This window comes from Flavobacterium erciyesense (assembly GCF_018069925.1).
GTDB classification, from domain to species: domain Bacteria; phylum Bacteroidota; class Bacteroidia; order Flavobacteriales; family Flavobacteriaceae; genus Flavobacterium; species Flavobacterium erciyesense.
In genome coordinates, this window is the sequence record NZ_JAGPXB010000003.1 from 38,857 (window position 1) to 55,797 (window position 16,941).

Here is a 16,941-nt window from a genome sequence, read left to right on the forward strand (position 1 = left end):
AGGATTAAAATAAAAACATATTAAAAAAATAAAAAATGGCAGATACAATTGAAAAAGACGTAACCCGTGGTGGTCAGTTTTTAGTAAAAGAAACAAAATGTGAAGATATTTTCACACCAGAAGATTTCACAGAAGAACAATTAATGATGCGCGACTCTGTAAAGGAGTTTGTAGACAAAGAATTGTGGGCACACAAAGATCGTTTTGAGAAAAAAGATTACGCGTACACACAAGAAACAATGAAAAAAGCTGGAGATCTAGGATTGCTAGGAGTAGCTGTTCCTGAGGCTTACGGCGGATTAGGAATGGGGTTCGTATCAACAATGCTTGTATGTGATTACATCTCAGGAGCAACAGGATCTTTCTCAACTGCATTTGGAGCTCATACCGGAATTGGAACTATGCCAATTACACTTTATGGATCTGAAGAGCAAAAGCAAAAGTACGTACCAAAATTAGCTTCTGGCGAATGGTTTGGTGCTTACTGTTTGACAGAACCAGGCGCTGGATCAGATGCTAATTCTGGAAAAACAAAAGCAGTTTTATCTGAAGACGGTACCCACTACTCTATCACTGGTCAAAAAATGTGGATTTCGAATGCAGGATTCTGTAGCGTTTTTATCGTATTCGCAAGAATTGGTGATGACAAAAACATTACTGGTTTTATTGTAGAAAACACTCCTGATAACGGAATTTCGATGGGAGAAGAAGAGCACAAATTAGGAATTCGTGCTTCCTCTACACGTCAAGTATTCTTCAACGAGACAAAAGTTCCTGTAGAGAACATGTTATCTGAAAGAGGTAACGGTTTCAAAATTGCAATGAATGCACTTAACGTAGGTCGTATCAAATTGGCAGCTGCTTGTTTGGATGCACAACGTAGAGTAATTACTGGAGCTGTTAAATATGCTAATGAAAGAATCCAATTTAATACTGCAATTTCTCAATTTGGTGCCATTCGTGCTAAATTAGCGGATATGGCAACTAGCTGTTACGCTGGCGAAAGCGCATCGTACCGTGCTGCAAAAGATATTGAAGATCGTATCATTGCGCGTGAGGCTGCAGGAGTTTCGCACCAAGAAGCTGAATTAAAAGGTGTTGAAGAATATGCTATCGAATGTTCTATCTTAAAAGTAGCGGTTTCTGAAGATGTTCAAAACTGTTCAGACGAAGGAATTCAAATTTTTGGAGGCATGGGCTTCTCTGAAGATACACCAATGGAAAGCGCTTGGAGAGATGCACGTATTGCACGTATCTACGAGGGAACAAATGAAATCAACAGAATGCTTTCAGTAGGTATGTTGATTAAAAAAGCAATGAAAGGACACGTTGATTTATTAGGACCAGCTACTAAAGTTGGTGAAGAATTAATGGGTATTCCATCATTTGATACTCCTGATTACTCTGAATTACTTGCTGAAGAAAAAGAGATGATCGTGAAGCTGAAAAAAGCATTCATGATGGTTGCTGGAAGTGCCGTTCAAAAATTTGGAACCGAATTAGATTCGCACCAACAAATCTTGATGTCAGCTTCTGATATGTTGATCGAGATTTACATGGCAGAAAGTACTTTGCTTAGAACTGAAAAATTAGCCAAAAAAGAAGGCGAAGACAAAGTAAAAGAGCAAATTGCAATGGCACAATTGTACTTGTACCAAGCAGTGGACATTGTTACTCAAAAAGGAAAAGAAGCGATTATATCTTTTGCTGAAGGCGATGAACAACGCATGATGCTTATGGGTTTACGTCGTTTTACAAAATACACCAACATGCCAAATGTAGTGGCATTGAAAGAAACAATTACGGCAAAATTAGTAGCCGAAAACGAATATTGTTTCTAATAAATTTAGTTTTTAGTTTTTTTTTAACCGCCTTGGATCCTCAAAGAACAAGGCGGTTTTTTTATGTCTTAGTTTTGGAATTAGAGCGACTTACTTCCTCTTCGGAACTTCTAAAACTTCGACTTTAATGGCAACCGCATAGGCATTAGGAATTATTTTATTTCCATGAGAATTAGCATAAACTTTAGTAAACTCCGCACCAAAATATAAAATAATAGCCGAGTAATATACCCAAACTAAAATAATAACTACCGATCCGGCCGCACCATAAACAGTGGCTACGGTAGAACTACCCAAATAAAAACCAATCGCAAACTTACCAATCATAAAAAAAAGTGAGGTAAAACTAGAACCTATTAAAGCATCTTTCCATACAATTTCGCCGTATGGTAACGTTTTAAAAATCACAGCAAATAAAATTGTAGTGGTAAAAAAGAGAAGTAAAATATTAAAAATATAAAAAATGTACACCGTTGTATCTGGAAAATAAACCAGTAATCTAGCGTTGATGATATCCATTACGGTGTTTACCATTAAACTTACCATCAATAAAAAACCCACAGAAGCAATCATAGAAAAAGACATTAATCTGTTTTTTATAAATTTCACAATGCCTTTATTGGGTTTTGCTCTAAGACCCCATATTGAATTAATGGAACTTTGAATCTCAGCAAAAACCCCCGAAGCTCCCACCAAAAGCATTATTCCTCCGAATGTAGCTGCAAATGCATTACTATCAGATAATTCGATATTTCTAATCGTTTCTTGAATTTGCAAAGCTGCTTGATTACCGACCATACCATTAATCTGTCCAAAAAACCTACCATTAACAGCCTCTTCACCAAAGAAAAAACTAAAAACTGACAAAATAATAATCAGTAAAGGCGGTAACGAAAAAATAGTATAATAGGATAAGGAAGCACTTAATTTTATAGCGTTATCAGTATTAAACTCGTCAAATGTTTGTACCAGCATGGTCCAGCCATTTTTTGCAATTTCTTTTTTATTCATAGTTTTACTTTTACTCGATAAACCAACAATATAATTTTAACTTAGAAAGCAAATTTACGAACTAAAACAATTGCTTTTATTTCAGTTTTTTATATAATTACACTTAAAACCATAATTTACAACGCAATATTATAGTAGTAGGATCATCAAAATTTAAGTGATTCTTAACTTGAAATACTATTTAAAGAACTAATTTTAAGGATTAAAATACAACTCTAATTAGTAGAAAAAATAAACCGTCATGGAAAACAACAATAGCCGAAGAAGCTTTTTAAAACAAACAGCTCTATTATCTACAGGAACAATTCTAGGATCTAGTTTGTTAAGTCAAACTTTTGCGAATGAAAAAAATGTCATCTTCCCTCCAAATGAAGCTGTAATTGACGTTATGGGAACGTATTCTTTACCAAAACTGGCCTACCCCTATGATGCCTTAGAGCCTCATTTTGATAAAGCAACAATGGAAATTCACCATAGCAAGCACCATCAGGCTTATGTAAACAACTTAAATAAAGGGCTAGAGACCATTGATAAAAATTTGATTGGAATGAGTAACTCATTAGAATCTATTTTTGAAAACATCAATAAATTTCCAGAAGGAATACGCAATAATGCAGGTGGCCATTACAATCACTCATTATTTTGGAATTTACTGAGTCCAAAAGGTGGCGGAGTACCTCAAGGTACGCTTGCTACAGCTGTAAATTCTAGTTTTGGCTCATTTGAAGAGTTTAAAAAACAATTTACTGATGCAGCAACCAAGCGATTTGGTTCAGGTTGGGCTTGGTTAGTAGTTAAAGATGGTAAACTTGTTATTGGTTCTACAGCTAATCAGGATAATCCTTTGATGCGTTTGAAAGGAAATGGACTGAAAGGGAAACCGGTTTTGGCTCTTGACGTTTGGGAACATGCCTATTACCTAAAAAATCAAAACCGTAGAGCAGATTACATTGCTTCGTTTTGGAACTTAGTTAATTGGGAAGAAGCTGAAAATTTATTCAAATCTTAAATTAGATTTAAAAAGCATTACTAAAGCTCCTAAACGATTGTTTAGGAGCTTTTATTATTTTGAATTTATTTGCTGAAAAAATCAAAATAATACTTGGAACTATATTCCATTTCAACTAATTGTAATTTGTTTGTTAAACTAAAATAGTAGCTTTAAAAACTAATCTAAAATAGTATAGCTTTGCAATCTCAAAATTAAACAATGATTAACCCATCAACATCAGGTTGGATCGATAAATTTTTCGCCGAACAACATTTTACAAATACAATGGTATCGGTTGACAGTGCTATCTTTTATCAAAAAGTACGAGCAACTGGATTTATTTACGGCCATATTATTGATTTTGACGTTCCAAATCCAATTGAAACCAAAGGTTGGTTTAAAGAGGAAATCTCAAAAGTAGCTTTACTTAATGCACTATACAGCGTTTTTTGCCAAAGTACAACTACAATTGACACAAGTATTTTTGCTCAACGAGCAGTTGCTTTTTACAACGAAATGAATCCAGAAGGATTTAGTTTGTTGAAAAAAATACTCCCAAAAAACTCTACGTCACTAACTTTAGAAAAAATTATTGACCAACGAGTACAAACCAATGACAGTATTATAAGCAAGAATTTTTCTCACTTGGTTACTAATGCCCTACTTTTTATTGATGTTTTGGCCTTTAGACAGTATTTAGTTCATGGTGAAATACCTGAGAAATACCTAAAAAAAATTGAAGAAACCATTGTAAATTTAGTAACTCTAGCTTTAAAAATAAAATCTACAAAATCACAATATGATGATTTATTAATCAAATTATTTGAGGCTTCTATCAGATATAGCAAATTTTCGAAAGTAACAGCTCAAAGTATTGATGCATTGCAACTCGAGTACTTTACACACGAGTTGGAAAAAAAATATTTCATTGATTTGGTAGGAATGGCTTTGTGGAGTGATCAAGAAATCGAAAACGACGAAACCTATTTTTTACATTCCTTAGGTACTGCACTTGAGGTATCAGAAGAATTTGTAGAAGAAAGTGTGAAAAATGCACATGATTTTATTGCACGATACAAAAAAGAAATTCCTTATTTTAATTACTCGAATCCTGTAAAACACTTTTATGATCAAACAACTCAAAGTGTTGTAACACTCATAAGCCGCAATAAGAATAGATTATTAAAAGAATTGCTGCAAAGCAAAGAATTAATGGTGCTATTAGCCCATTCTACACACCGCGATTTAGACGAAAAAGAAAAGAGAAAGGTAAAAAAACAACTATTAGAAATATGTAAAACGATTCCTTCACTAACAATATTTTTGCTTCCGGGCGGTAGTTTGTTGTTGCCTATCTTAGTTAAATTTATACCCAAATTATTGCCTTCAGCGTTTAATGAAAATTTAGAAGAAGAATGAAAAAGCCGCTAGTTAGCGGCTAAATATTTAAAATTTAAGTTGATATACATCATCAAGATCTTTCTCAAAACTGATGTTTACCTCTAAATCAGTTACAAAACCTGAATTCAAACCGTAAACCCAACCATGTAGGGTTAAATCTTGACCATTACGCCATGCGCCTTGAACTATTGATGTTTTGGCCAAATCAAAAACTTGTTCTTTCACGTTCAATTCTACGAAAGTATTAAAACGAGTAGTTTCATCTGCAATCGTATCCAAGTGCACATGATGTAAACGATACACATCTTTAATATGACGAATCCAATTGTCAATAATCCCAATAGATTGATTGCCCATGGCTGCCTTTACACCTCCGCAACCATAATGGCCGCAAACAATCACGTGCTTTACTTTTAAAACATTAACAGCATAATCAAGCACACTCAACATATTCATATCAGAGTGAACCACCATGTTGGCAATATTTCTGTGAACAAAAACTTCGCCTGGTTTTGCACCTACAATTTCGTTTGCAGGAACGCGACTATCAGAACAGCCTATCCATAACAATTGCGGATTTTGTCCTTTAGCCAAATCTTTAAAAAAATCTTTATCAACAGCCAATTGACTCTCTACCCATTTTTTATTATTTTCTAGTAATTTTTGATAATATTCGCTCATGATTTATTGATCCTACAAATAAAAAAAACCATTAATCTTGCTAATTAATGGTTTTTAGTATTACTATTAAATTATTTAGTTATTGATAAAAGAGGCATCTTCATAAAAAGTAACTTCACCTGTTTCTAAATTATGCATTGCTCCAATAATACCAATTTCACCATTTTCAATCATTTGCTTTAGGATTGGGCTACGTTCTAGAATACTGTTTACATTTCTTTTTACGTTGATTTGAGATACGTTTTCAACGAAAGTTGCATTTTTTGAACTTCTCTCCGTTAGGGTTTCACTCTCTTGATAAACTGAGGGTTGAATTTTAGACAACAATTCAGTTAAATTCCCCATTTCTACGTGATCGCAGGCGCCTTTTATTGCGCCACATTTGGTATGCCCCAAAACCACAATTAGTTTAGAACCTTCAACTTTACAAGCAAATTCCATACTTCCCAAAATATCAGTATTCACTACATTACCCGCTATTCTAACTGAAAAAACATCTCCTAGACCTTGGTCAAAAATCAGTTCTGCAGATGTTCTACTATCGATACAACTTAATATGGTTGCAAATGGCCATTGACCATCAACTGTTGCATTAGCTTGTTCTAACAAATCTCTATGAGCTTTTAAATTACTCATAAATCTTTGATTTCCTTCTTTTAAATAATCCAACGCTTTTTGTGGCGTCATTTGAGCTTGCGATTCTCTATTATGTGCTTTCATTTATTTTAATTTTTGTAATTATTTTTTTTAGATTCGACAAAAACGTGCTTTTCATCTTCACCACTATTTTCAAGATCATAGCCTTCTTTAAAGCCAATTAGTTTTACTTTGATATTTTCTTCTTTGGACCTAATTTTCTTAAATTCTTTAATTAAATCTAATACATCGTGCGCTATATATACCGTATCGGATGCATTGATAATCACTTTTGAATTTGAAGGAATAGATGCAATTGTCTCTTTAATGGCTGCTTTATTCAAAAAAGAAACCTCTTGAGCCAAATCGATATGAATAACATCTCCATCTTGGTATTGTTCTTTTCTAAAATTATAAGCGCGTTTCATATTTCCTTTTAAAACGAAAATAACACTAATTATCATCCCTAAAGCAACTCCTTTTAACAAATCTGTGAAAACTACGGCCGCAAATGTTGCTATAAATGGTATGAATTGATATTTCCCTTTTTCCCAAAAATGCTTTACCGTAGCAGGATTTGCTAATTTATAACCAACCATTAACAACACGGCTGCCAATGTTGCCAAAGGAATTTTATTCAATATCGATGGTATTGCCAAAACACTTACAAGCAAAAGACCACCATGAATTATTGTAGACATTTTTGATTTTGCTCCCGCAGTGTTATTAGCAGTAGTTCTAACAACTACTGAAGTCATTGGCAAACCACCCAAAAGAGCACTTAAAATATTACCAATTCCTTGTGCTTTTAATTCTACATTCGTATTGGTATATCGTTTTAAAGCATCCATTCTATCAGAAGCTTCAATACACAATAAAGTCTCAATAGAAGCCACAACGGCAATTGTTATGGCAACAATCCAAACTTTAGAATTTGAAATAGCACTAAAATCTGGTGTAACAATAATGTTTTTAAATTCTTCTAACGAGGTTGGAACAGGAAGACTTACCAAATGTTCTTTTAAAATAGCTAAATTACTGCCAGACTGAATAAAAAATTCATTTAATAAAATACTCACTATTACCGCAACTAAAGCTGGCGGAACTAGCTTTATACTTTTCAAAAAGGTAATTTTATTCCAAAGTATTAAAATAGCTAGTGATATCAAGGCTATAATTATAGACCCTAATTGAACATGATTCACTACTTGAAATATTTCAGAAAATGAATTTTGCCCATCTAGTTGAAAAAAGGCTTCGTCTCCTTCAAAATCCGGATCATAACCGAACGCATGTGGAATTTGTTTGAGAATGATAATCACCCCAATACCAGCGAGCATACCTTCAATCACATTGTTTGGAAAATAATTTGATATTGTACCCGCCTTTATAAAACCCAAAACTAATTGAATGATTCCGGCAATTAATACGGCTAAAAGAAAGGAATTAAATGAACCCAAATCGGTAATTGCGGTTAAAACAATTGCTGTTAAACCCGCTGCGGGACCAGAGACGCTAAGATGAGATTGACTTAAATAGCCAACTACTATCCCACCAATTACTCCTGAAATAATACCCGAAAATAAAGGTGCTCCACTTGCCAAAGCAATACCGAGACACAGTGGCAAAGCCACAAGAAAAACTACTAAACCTGAAGAAAAATCAGATTTTAAATTCGCAAAAACATTGATTTTTTTGGTCATACCATTAAATTATTTAAATATGTAACTGGTTTTCAAACAATTTGAAAACGATCAAAAATGTATTAAATAAATTCTGGCGGTGGAGAAAATATTTTTTCTAAAACAGTGTCATGACGAGATAAATTTTCCGAAATAATTTCAGAATTCAAAGATGGTTTAGCAACAACAATGGGATAATCAAAATTTTGCTTCAATTCTGCTTTTATTTCCTTGAAATTTTTATTTACTTCTTCCTCTGAGAAACTGTAAAACATGCTAATATCAGTATCATTTTCTATCAAACTCACAATAGTTGGCGTTGACAAAAAAGCAATAAAAAAGAAAAGTAAAATAGGAGCTACTGACTTCATGTGGCAAAAATATCTTTTTAGTTAAGAAAAATGGCAGAGAATTTCATATTTGTTAACTAAAATACTAAAAATATTTAAGTTTTTAGAAGTTAAAAAACATATAAATTAAATCGATAGTTTTTATCTTTGTATAAAATTTTATTATTCGATGACAATTACTCAATTAAAATACGTTTTGGCGGTAGCCGAATACAAAAACTTCACTCTCGCGGCTGAAAAGTGCTTTGTTACACAACCTACTTTGAGTATGCAAATTCAAAAAATTGAGGAAGAACTTAATATTCAAATTTTTGATAGAACTAAAAAACCAATTCAATTAACGGATATTGGGCAAAAGATTGTAAATCAAGCAAAAAATATTGTTGTAGAGGCAGATCGGATTCAAGATATTGTAGAGCAACAAAAAGGATTTATAGGTGGTGAATTCAGGCTTGGTATAATTCCAACCATCATGCCTACTCTACTTCCGATGTTTTTAAACAACTTTATCAAAAAATATCCAAAAGTAAAATTGATCATTGAGGAATTAAACACTTCAGAGATTATTACTAAATTGAATAACGGTCATCTTGATGCTGGAATAGCGGCAACGCCACTTCTGGAAGAAAAAATTAAAGAAATAGTTCTTTATTATGAACCCTTTGTGGCTTACATTCCTGAAAGTCATCATCACTTTCAAAAAAATGAAATTGAAGTAGCTGATTTAAATTTAAATGAAATTCTATTGTTACAAGACGGACATTGCTTCAGAGACGGCATTCTAAACTTATGCAAAACTGGTGACCGAAATGAAATTAGTCATTTTCAAATTGAAAGTGGCAGTTTTGAAACCCTTATTAAGTTAGCAGATGAAGGTTTAGGTACCACGCTACTGCCTTACTTGCATACTTTAGATTTAAAAGAAAAAGACAAACTAAAACTTCGTCATTTTAAAGAACCAAAACCTGCAAGAGAAGTAAGTTTAATATTTCCGAAAAATGAATTAAAAATTCAAATTATCGATGCATTACGAAGCACGATTGCCGGCGTTATCAAAGGAGCAATTGTATTTCAAAATATAGAAATCATTAGTTCAATGCCAAAAAAATAGCATAAAAAAAGTCGGAATTTGATTCCGACTTTTTTTTTGTACTCTATTATTTTTCGATTGTTTACGAATTGACTAAAATCAAACATTGTTTTAACTCTGGTTTCTCAACTGTAAAATTTAAAAGCCATTCGCGCAATTGTTCCAACTCATAAGGAAGAAGCGTTTTTATAGCTTTTTCTAACTCTTTGCAAAATAAAGTGGGATCAAAACTTACTCTTTCCAAAATTGATTTTGTATAATCATACATGATTTTCGACATAGTAAATGAAGATTTAATTGATATTTTGATTGTTTTTTTTTGTAAAAATACTACAATTTAATTAACTGCACATAAATTTAACGTTGTATTAGCTATTTTAGTATCCTAGCACAATGCTAACCACAACGACCCTAATTACTTTTTAAATGCCCTAAACATTTCTCTTTTGCCAGGTGGTCCCGCTAATTTTTCGACCGTAAAACCAACCTCAATCATACTCCTTTTAACTACTCCGCGCGCTGCGTAAGTCACCAAAACACCTCCTGATTTTAATGCTTTATACATTTTTTCAAAAATGGCAGTACTCCAAAGTTCAGGTTGCACGCGGTAGCCAAAAGCATCAAAATAAATTAAATCAAAACAATCGATATCAGTAATATTTTCAAAAAACTGTTGCCTTTTTAAAAGGGTAAAATTATCTTTTAAAATAGTACCTTCTCCCCAAGGACATTGATGCATTTTTTGAAATAGCTCCAATTGATCACCGGCGTTTAGCTCGACGACATAATTCATTTGTAAAACTTCTTCGGCAGCAACAGGATAAGCCTCTACTCCCACATAATGAATAGTTTGGTTTCTTTTCTCGGACTCTAATAGTGTAATGAAAGCATTGAGCCCAGTTCCAAAACCAATTTCGAGTAACGCTACTTCTTGATTTGGAAATAGAGCCAATCCATTTTTAATGAATACATGCTGCGCCTCTTGAATGGCACCGTGCTTAGAGTGGTAACATTCGTCCCAATCTGTTAAATGTATGGTTGTTGAACCATCAAGTGTTTGAATAATTTCTCTTTTCAACGTGTTACTCTTAGTTATTGATGTTTAAATTGCATTAAAACCCTCTTCAAAATTAATCAAAACTAAAATGATAGCCTTAAAATCTGCATGTTTTTTGCACAAAACTCGCATAAAACAAACAAGTTCGAATGGATTTTTTACAAAATAAACAAATCTCACCAAAAAGACATAATTAATAGTTTATTGATAAGAATTGTACTGAATTTTATTTAATTTTGCAAATATTAAGGGAGGCCCTGCGAGCAATGCAAGAAATGCAGGCTTTCATTTAAAATAAAATCAAAAAACAGTATACAACTATGAGTACTACTCAAACTACCCAAATTGAAATTATTAAAGCTGCGACTACCAAAATAAACGACGTAGATTTTGGCAACTTAAGCTTTGGGTCTGTATTTACGGATCACTTATTTGAATGCGACTTTAAAAATGGAGAATGGCAACAACCAGTTATTAAACCATATGCGCCATTTTTATTAGACCCTTCAACAAGAGTTTTTCATTACGGGCAAGCCATTTTTGAAGGAATGAAAGCCTATAAAAATGAAGCAGATGAAATTTGGCTTTTTAGACCTGACGAAAATTTCAATAGATTCAATAAATCAGCTGTACGTATGGCAATGCCTGAAGTACCAGAAGAGCTTTTTATGAGTGGTCTTCGTCAATTGTTGCAACTTGATGAAGCTTGGATCAAAAAAGGAAAAGGAAATGCCATGTACATTAGACCGTTTATGATTGCAAACGGAACAGGAGTAATCGCAAATCCATCAGACGATTATAAATTTATGATCATTTTGTCGCCAGTAACATCATATTATGCTGGAGATGTCAAAGTACTTATCGCAGAACACTACAGTCGCGCAGCCAATGGCGGTATTGGCGCAGCAAAAGCGGCTGGAAATTACGGAGCACAATTTTACCCAACAACGCTTGCCAACAAGCAAGGATTTCAACAAGTAATTTGGACTGACGATGCAACACATACAAAATTAGAAGAGGCGGGAACAATGAACGTGTTTTTCAGAATCAACAACACACTTCTTACAGCTCCTGTTAGCGAACGTATTTTGGACGGTGTTACTAGAAAAACCTTGATTGAATTAGCCAAAAGCGAAGGCATTAATGTAGAGGTACGCTCTGTATTGGTAGATGAGCTTGTTGCTGCCGCAAAAGATGGAACTTTACAAGAAATTTTTGGAGCAGGTACTGCAGCTGTTGTGAGCCCAATATCTGGATTTTCTTATAAAGACGAATATTTTGAATTACCTAAGCTTGAATCTACTGTAGCTAATCAATTGAAAGAAAAGCTAACAAACATTCAAAACAAATTAGAAGAAGATACTTTTGGATGGACCGTTAAAATTTAAAAATACCTCCAAATTTGGATAGAAAAAAAGCGATTTTCTCTGTGAAAATCGCTTTTTTTATACAAGCAAATTAGGTTTTCCTTATTCATTTTCAAAGATCGATGAAAAATCAGGTTTGAAGTAGTTTGGCCCTTTCAAAACTTTACCATCTTCGCGATAAATAGGTTGCCCATTTTCATCGAGTTTACTCATGTTACTTCGCTGGATTTCATCAAAAACAGCTTCTATTTTATCTTGCAAACCGTGCTCAATAATGGTACCACATAAAATGTAAAGCATATCCCCTAAAGCATCGGCAATTTCAACTAAATCACCATTTTTCGCTGCCTCAAGATACTCTTCGTTTTCTTCCTTCATTAGTTCAAACCTAAGTTCTTCTTTATTGTTTGCAAGCACCGCAAGCGGGGCCTCACTGTAACCAAGTCTATAAGCAGTATGAAATTCTTTTACTGCATCAATTTGTTTTTCCATCCTTAAAATTTGTTAATTGCAAGGGCAAATTAGTAACTATTTCTAAACTATTACCTAAATTTACCAAAAATAAAATTAACTATGTTCAGTAAAGGTCAACTCGTATTTGCGGTCTTATTTTTTATATCATTTATAATTGCAGCGGTCTACTCCTATCGCAAAGACATCAATATTCACAAGCAGTTTTACAAAGGAAACTATAAAATACTTATTGGTTTTCTTGCGTTTATTGCAATTTTGTTTGTCATTAAAGTATTTTTTAAAAGATAATTAAACATATTTAAAAATTGTCTGCTATCTTGTGCGCATTTTATAGAGCGCTGCATTTTATTTAAAATATGTAAGTGAATCTCTTATATACAGAAAACACAAAATTATTAAGATGATAACTTAACTTGTTCTAAAACTCTTACCAAGACAACAATTAAATTATTATTTGAATTTAAGCCAAACAAAAACGTATTACCATGAGAATTTTAAAATACTTGTTTCTTTTATTGCTACTCAGTTTTGTTGCGGCAACAGTATTTGTAGCTACACAAAAAGGAGATTTTACTGTAGAAAGAAGTCTGATAATTCCAACTCAAAGGAACACTGTTTTTAATTACATTAACGATTTAAAAAACTGGGAAGATTTTACCTCTTGGACCATTGATCAACCTGAAACAACATTTTCATATTCAGTTGTAAGTGCAGGAGCTGGTGCGAAATACAGTTGGAGTAACAGCAATAAAACGGGAAGTATACGCAACATAAGCACAAAAGAGAATGATAGTATTGCTCAAAAAATGGACTTTGATGGCACTGAAACTGACGTAACTTTAAAATTTAAGGATACTATAGGAGGAACTAAAGTAACGTGGAAATCTCGAGGAAAAATGAGTTTCTCTATGAAAATTTATGCTACTTTTAATGGTGGTGCAGAGAAAATAATAGGAAGTTTATACGAAAAGAGCTTAGCAAACTTAAACAAAACCTTGAACTACGAGTTGAAAACATTCGCAGTAACCTCAAATGGAATAGTTAAAAAAGCAGGAACTTTTTATTTAAAACAAACTTACTCCACAAAAACTGCTCATATTTATAAAAACGCTCGTATCATTATTTACAAACTGAACACGTTTTGCAAACAAAACAATATTGAATTAAACGGCAAGCCCTTTTTGCTATTTCTTGCCTACGACAGTGCGAGAGATGTGGCTAAAGTTTCATTTTGCGTTCCCATAAAATACCAAATCGCTACGAGTATGGGAAGCGATATTTTGGTTGATAAATTAGAAACTTTCGAAGCAGTAAAAACAACCTTAACCGGAGATTATATGCACCTAAACAAAGCATACGTAAAATCAAAAAATTATATCAACACTAATAAAATCGTCGTAGGAAACCAATTTTTAAAGTTAGAGATCCTGAATAAAAGTCGATTTGAAATTAAAAACCCATCAAAATGGGAAACTGAAATTTATATCCCGACGATACCTAAAGTTGTTGAAATTCCGACTACTAATCCAATTGAACAGGAAACTTCAGCAACAGCACCTCCAAAATCAGTTCAACCAAAAGCTGTTAAAGAACAAGACTTATCTGAATTCTAGATAACTTTTAATTAGGAAGCACTTTAAAATCAAAGAAACCATTTTGCAAGAAGAACAGGAATTTATAAACCAATTGCTAAACCCTAAAACGCAAAATATTGCGTTTCAGCGTCTGCTTTCGGAGTATCAAAGACCTTTATACAATCACATCAGATTGATAGTTTTAAATCATGATGATGCTGACGATGTGTTGCAAAATTGTTTTATAAAAATATTTCAGCACCTAAATAACTTTAAAGGCGAAAGCAAACTTTTTTCATGGATGTATCGTATAGCTACAAACGAGGCATTAACCTTTTTGAAACAAAAGGCAAAAGCAAATCACATTACATCAGAAGCATTGCAAAACAAAACTATTGAAAATCTTGAAGCAGATGTTTTTTTTGATGGTAACGAGATGCAATTAAAGTTACAAAAAGCCATTGCTCAGTTGCCCGAAAAACAACAATTAGTTTTTAAAATGAAATATTTTGAAGAATTGAAATACGAAGAAATATCAGAAATACTCGGAACATCGGTTGGAGGTTTAAAAGCATCCTACCATTTGGCTGTAAAAAAAATAGAGGCTTTTGTGGCCAACAATTAAACCTTTTATAAATTAAACGGTCTAAACTCATTATGAAGACATTTAAATTAGATAACGAACCGAAAATTGAGGCTGGATTTGCAGTGCCAGATGCTTATTTTGATAATTTTTCAAGCAAATTATTAGCTCAATTACCGCAAGAAGAAACTAAAGTAATTTCATTATTTCAAAAAAGAAAAAAAGTTTTAATGATGATTGCAGCAGTTTTAGTGATGGCGTTAATGATTCCTGTTTTTTATAAATCGGATCCAATGAATGCAAAAGTAGATCCAGTCGCCTTAGAAAATTACATTACTTACCAATCCTCTGTAAATCAATATGATTTACTAAATAATTTAGACGCTGAGGATCTAGAAAAAATCAACACATCGATAGTTTTAGAAGACGAAAGTATTGAAGAACACTTTTCTACAAATGCCAATCTTGAAAATTTAATCTTGGAGTAAGATAAAAATGCCTCCATTTTTTTTACAATTAAAATTAATTACAATGAAATTAAAACAATTATTCCCACTACTCTTTTTAATGATTTCGCTCCAGTTTTACGGGCAAGGCGAAAGCATGAAAGAAAAAAGAGAGCAAATAAAAGCTTTAAAAGTTGCATTTTTTACTACTGAACTTAATTTTTCAAGTAGTGAAGCAGCCCGCTTTTGGCCAGTTTACAATGCTTACGACGATAAACAATTTGAACTAAGACATCAAAAAATGAAAAGTTATGTTCGAAGAATGAACGACGGATCTTTGGATAAAATTACTGAAAAAGAGGCAAATATTTTTTTGGCACAAATTGAAGATACAGAAGAAGAACTTTTTTTAGTTCGTAAAAAATTCATGCAAAATATTCGAACTATATTGCCAGCAATAAAAATTGTAAAATTAAAAAAAGCAGAAGAAGACTTCAACCGAAAGTTACTACAGCAATACCGAAACCACGGATCTCGTAAATAAAATTACTGTTATTAATTCAAAAAAAAAAACACTCTAAATTGTAAAACTAGAGTGTTTTTTTGTTTTTAAAAGAACTGAATTCGAATCATTTTTTGTTGACCTGCCGCTATAGCTGTTGTTCTATTTATGAATCGAATAGTATTTAAAGAGGAATCCGAAAAAAGTAATTTCCAACTTTGGCCTGAATCAGCAGAATAATACAAACCAGAAAAACCTACTGAAACCAATTCTTTCCCACCACCTCCGGGCACAAATTGTACACAAGAAGCATAGCCAAACCCTTGATTTTCGGCAACCAACTTCCAAGTTTTCCCGCCATCTATTGTGATAGCTTTGTTACCAAAATTTTGGTTTCTATTTTCATAATCTCCACCCGATATAAACCCGATTTTACTATTGTAAAAATCAGCAGTAAAAATTCCAGTCATAGCGCGTCCTTGCACAATTGGTGTATTGTAAACTGTCCAACTTCGTCCTCGATCACCAGAATAAAACACCCTCGATTGCACACCACCTGAAACAATCCAAGTATCATTTCCCTTAACAATTATATTAGTATTGCTCGCAGCAAAAGCTGCTTCGCCTTGTTTAACGGTTGGTAAAACAGTAGTTGCAATTTTTGACCAAGTAGCACCTCCGTCTCTGGTTATAATAATATTTAAGCAATCAGCTACAGGATCTCCCATTGCAATACCTTCGTTGGTATCCCAGAAACGCATGCTGTCGAAAAAAACTTTTTCATTACTTTCTTGATAAACTACTTTAGGTACACGAGAATTTTTCGGGATTTGATATAAAAATGCAGGATTACCCACATTTACAATAAATACAGACTTTTTATTTTGAGCGATACTTCTAAATTCTAGTGGTGCTGTACCGTTAACAATAAATTGCTCTTTGCGCTCATTTTTGTTTAGATCAAATGATCCAAAACGACCTTTATCTGCAGCGTACCAGACTGTGTTTCCATCAATTTCAATGGCGCGAATACTTATTTTATCTTTAAAAAGAGTATCAATTTTTACTGAATTAAAAGATTTTTTAACCGCAGTATTTTTATTCGTAGTACAAGCCAAACAACTTGTCAAAAGCAATAAAATCAATAGTTTATTTATCATAATATATCTTTATTTTACAGCTAAAATACAATTTTAAAGTGGAGCACCAAACCTATTAAAATACATTGGCACAGTAATTGGTTCTTCAAAAAAAG

18 protein-coding genes are annotated in these 16,941 nt (G+C 33.0%); 9 read left to right on the forward strand and 9 right to left on the reverse strand.

The features are described 5' to 3' along the window. The first annotated feature begins 35 nt into the window (after positions 1-35). On the forward strand, positions 36-1,841 hold the full coding sequence (locus KBJ98_RS04585) for an acyl-CoA dehydrogenase family protein (RefSeq protein WP_166135429.1): 1,806 nt from the start codon (positions 36-38) through the stop codon (positions 1,839-1,841). A gap of 90 nt (positions 1,842-1,931) precedes the next feature. Here the strand turns inward: KBJ98_RS04585 and KBJ98_RS04590 are convergent, their stop codons facing one another. Then, positions 1,932-2,852 carry a YihY/virulence factor BrkB family protein gene (locus tag KBJ98_RS04590; protein ID WP_210788476.1) on the reverse strand — a complete coding sequence of 307 codons (921 nt, stop codon included), beginning with the start codon at positions 2,850-2,852 and terminating at the stop codon, positions 1,932-1,934. Between the two features lie 241 nt (positions 2,853-3,093). Here KBJ98_RS04590 and KBJ98_RS04595 point away from each other — a divergent pair, with 241 nt between their 5' ends. Both KBJ98_RS04595 and KBJ98_RS04600 read left to right on the forward strand, forming a co-directional pair. Then, the gene (locus KBJ98_RS04595; protein WP_449536182.1) at positions 3,094-3,861 is read left to right on the forward strand and encodes a superoxide dismutase; all 768 of its coding nucleotides are present in this window, start codon (positions 3,094-3,096) and stop codon (positions 3,859-3,861) included. 201 nt (positions 3,862-4,062) lie between these two features. Then, positions 4,063-5,262, forward strand: a complete 1,200-nt coding sequence (locus KBJ98_RS04600; protein ID WP_210788477.1) for an LETM1-related biofilm-associated protein — start codon at positions 4,063-4,065, stop codon at positions 5,260-5,262. A 27-nt stretch (positions 5,263-5,289) separates the two neighbouring features. On the opposite strand, the gene can is transcribed toward KBJ98_RS04600, so the two are convergent. The 4 genes from can to KBJ98_RS04620 form a co-directional block, all read right to left on the reverse strand. Beyond that, entirely contained in the window at positions 5,290-5,925 is a 636-nt protein-coding gene (gene can / locus KBJ98_RS04605) for a carbonate dehydratase (RefSeq protein ID WP_210788478.1), read from the reverse strand. Between the two features lie 75 nt (positions 5,926-6,000). Continuing rightward, entirely contained in the window at positions 6,001-6,645 is a 645-nt protein-coding gene (locus KBJ98_RS04610; protein ID WP_210788479.1) for a carbonic anhydrase family protein, read from the reverse strand. A 5-nt stretch (positions 6,646-6,650) separates the two neighbouring features. Next, positions 6,651-8,264, reverse strand: a complete 1,614-nt coding sequence (locus tag KBJ98_RS04615) for a SulP family inorganic anion transporter (protein WP_210788480.1) — start codon at positions 8,262-8,264, stop codon at positions 6,651-6,653. Positions 8,265-8,326: 62 nt separating this feature from the next. Beyond that, complete coding sequence (locus KBJ98_RS04620) at positions 8,327-8,614, reverse strand: hypothetical protein (protein WP_210788481.1); 288 nt, start codon at positions 8,612-8,614, stop codon at positions 8,327-8,329. A 148-nt stretch (positions 8,615-8,762) separates the two neighbouring features. Here KBJ98_RS04620 and KBJ98_RS04625 point away from each other — a divergent pair, with 148 nt between their 5' ends. Continuing rightward, a complete protein-coding gene (locus KBJ98_RS04625; RefSeq protein ID WP_210788482.1) occupies positions 8,763-9,704 on the forward strand; it encodes a LysR substrate-binding domain-containing protein in 942 nt (313 codons plus the stop codon). Positions 9,705-9,765: 61 nt separating this feature from the next. Here KBJ98_RS04625 and KBJ98_RS04630 read toward each other — a convergent pair whose 3' ends face one another. Next, a complete protein-coding gene (locus KBJ98_RS04630) occupies positions 9,766-9,963 on the reverse strand; it encodes a hypothetical protein (RefSeq protein WP_166135405.1) in 198 nt (65 codons plus the stop codon). A gap of 135 nt (positions 9,964-10,098) precedes the next feature. Further along, the gene (gene mnmD / locus KBJ98_RS04635; RefSeq protein WP_210788483.1) at positions 10,099-10,761 is read right to left on the reverse strand and encodes a tRNA (5-methylaminomethyl-2-thiouridine)(34)-methyltransferase MnmD; all 663 of its coding nucleotides are present in this window, start codon (positions 10,759-10,761) and stop codon (positions 10,099-10,101) included. A 299-nt stretch (positions 10,762-11,060) separates the two neighbouring features. Between mnmD and KBJ98_RS04640 the strand changes: the two genes are divergently transcribed. Further along, positions 11,061-12,128: a branched-chain amino acid aminotransferase gene (locus tag KBJ98_RS04640; protein WP_210788484.1), complete on the forward strand. Its 1,068-nt coding sequence runs from the start codon at positions 11,061-11,063 to the stop codon at positions 12,126-12,128. Positions 12,129-12,209: 81 nt separating this feature from the next. On the opposite strand, the gene KBJ98_RS04645 is transcribed toward KBJ98_RS04640, so the two are convergent. Further along, entirely contained in the window at positions 12,210-12,599 is a 390-nt protein-coding gene (locus tag KBJ98_RS04645; RefSeq protein ID WP_210788485.1) for a pyrophosphohydrolase domain-containing protein, read from the reverse strand. Between the two features lie 467 nt (positions 12,600-13,066). Between KBJ98_RS04645 and KBJ98_RS04650 the strand changes: the two genes are divergently transcribed. The 4 genes from KBJ98_RS04650 to KBJ98_RS04665 are packed head-to-tail and all read left to right on the forward strand — an operon-like array spanning position 13,067 to position 15,728. After that, positions 13,067-14,194: an SRPBCC family protein gene (locus tag KBJ98_RS04650; RefSeq protein ID WP_210788486.1), complete on the forward strand. Its 1,128-nt coding sequence runs from the start codon at positions 13,067-13,069 to the stop codon at positions 14,192-14,194. A 43-nt stretch (positions 14,195-14,237) separates the two neighbouring features. Next, positions 14,238-14,780 carry an RNA polymerase sigma factor gene (locus KBJ98_RS04655; protein ID WP_210788487.1) on the forward strand — a complete coding sequence of 181 codons (543 nt, stop codon included), beginning with the start codon at positions 14,238-14,240 and terminating at the stop codon, positions 14,778-14,780. 32 nt (positions 14,781-14,812) lie between these two features. Next, the gene (locus KBJ98_RS04660) at positions 14,813-15,226 is read left to right on the forward strand and encodes a hypothetical protein (protein WP_210788488.1); all 414 of its coding nucleotides are present in this window, start codon (positions 14,813-14,815) and stop codon (positions 15,224-15,226) included. Positions 15,227-15,269: 43 nt separating this feature from the next. After that, positions 15,270-15,728, forward strand: coding sequence for a sensor of ECF-type sigma factor (locus KBJ98_RS04665; RefSeq protein WP_210788489.1), 459 nt, complete (start codon positions 15,270-15,272; stop codon positions 15,726-15,728). 65 nt (positions 15,729-15,793) lie between these two features. Here the strand turns inward: KBJ98_RS04665 and KBJ98_RS04670 are convergent, their stop codons facing one another. Further along, complete coding sequence (locus KBJ98_RS04670) at positions 15,794-16,846, reverse strand: WD40/YVTN/BNR-like repeat-containing protein (protein WP_210788490.1); 1,053 nt, start codon at positions 16,844-16,846, stop codon at positions 15,794-15,796. Positions 16,847-16,941 lie beyond the last annotated feature (95 nt).

Coding starts and splice junctions, on each gene's coding strand:
- KBJ98_RS04600 (WP_210788477.1), top strand. CDS start 4,063: ATGATTAACCCATCAACATCAGGTTGGATCGATAAATTTTTCGCCGAA.
- KBJ98_RS04610 (WP_210788479.1), bottom strand. CDS start 6,645: ATGAAAGCACATAATAGAGAATCGCAAGCTCAAATGACGCCACAAAAA.
- KBJ98_RS04595 (WP_449536182.1), top strand. CDS start 3,094: ATGGAAAACAACAATAGCCGAAGAAGCTTTTTAAAACAAACAGCTCTA.
- KBJ98_RS04620 (WP_210788481.1), bottom strand. CDS start 8,614: ATGAAGTCAGTAGCTCCTATTTTACTTTTCTTTTTTATTGCTTTTTTG.
- KBJ98_RS04665 (WP_210788489.1), top strand. CDS start 15,270: ATGAAATTAAAACAATTATTCCCACTACTCTTTTTAATGATTTCGCTC.
- can (WP_210788478.1), bottom strand. CDS start 5,925: ATGAGCGAATATTATCAAAAATTACTAGAAAATAATAAAAAATGGGTA.
- KBJ98_RS04645 (WP_210788485.1), bottom strand. CDS start 12,599: ATGGAAAAACAAATTGATGCAGTAAAAGAATTTCATACTGCTTATAGA.
- KBJ98_RS04640 (WP_210788484.1), top strand. CDS start 11,061: ATGAGTACTACTCAAACTACCCAAATTGAAATTATTAAAGCTGCGACT.
- KBJ98_RS04625 (WP_210788482.1), top strand. CDS start 8,763: ATGACAATTACTCAATTAAAATACGTTTTGGCGGTAGCCGAATACAAA.
- KBJ98_RS04650 (WP_210788486.1), top strand. CDS start 13,067: ATGAGAATTTTAAAATACTTGTTTCTTTTATTGCTACTCAGTTTTGTT.
- KBJ98_RS04630 (WP_166135405.1), bottom strand. CDS start 9,963: ATGTCGAAAATCATGTATGATTATACAAAATCAATTTTGGAAAGAGTA.
- KBJ98_RS04670 (WP_210788490.1), bottom strand. CDS start 16,846: ATGATAAATAAACTATTGATTTTATTGCTTTTGACAAGTTGTTTGGCT.
- KBJ98_RS04660 (WP_210788488.1), top strand. CDS start 14,813: ATGAAGACATTTAAATTAGATAACGAACCGAAAATTGAGGCTGGATTT.
- KBJ98_RS04615 (WP_210788480.1), bottom strand. CDS start 8,264: ATGACCAAAAAAATCAATGTTTTTGCGAATTTAAAATCTGATTTTTCT.
- KBJ98_RS04585 (WP_166135429.1), top strand. CDS start 36: ATGGCAGATACAATTGAAAAAGACGTAACCCGTGGTGGTCAGTTTTTA.
- KBJ98_RS04590 (WP_210788476.1), bottom strand. CDS start 2,852: ATGAATAAAAAAGAAATTGCAAAAAATGGCTGGACCATGCTGGTACAA.